Here is a 234-nt window from a genome sequence, read left to right on the forward strand (position 1 = left end):
CGCGTTCCGGGACGGCTGCCACGACGGGTGCGGGGGCTGCGACAGTCGGGAATCGCGGTGACCTCGACCGTCCGCGGGCCGTCCGGTCCCGACATGCGCGTCTCGAAGCGCACCGCTTCGCCGTGCAGGCCGCGGCGCAGGAAGTCGGCGTCGCGCGCGTACAGTTCCTCGCCGAAGGCTTCGCGCACGGTCTTGCCGGCGATGTCCTGACGGCGCCAAAGTGATGCAGCGTTT

1 protein-coding gene is annotated in these 234 nt (G+C 71.4%); it reads right to left on the reverse strand.

The window, feature by feature from the left end; all coding sequences use genetic code 11:
• Positions 1–234 (reverse strand): hypothetical protein (locus tag KVT32_RS31640; RefSeq protein WP_217619589.1); only part of this gene is annotated, 234 nt, incomplete at both ends.

This window comes from Achromobacter sp. GbtcB20 (assembly GCF_019091095.1).
Taxonomy (GTDB): Bacteria; Pseudomonadota; Gammaproteobacteria; order Burkholderiales; family Burkholderiaceae_B; genus Achromobacter; species Achromobacter mucicolens.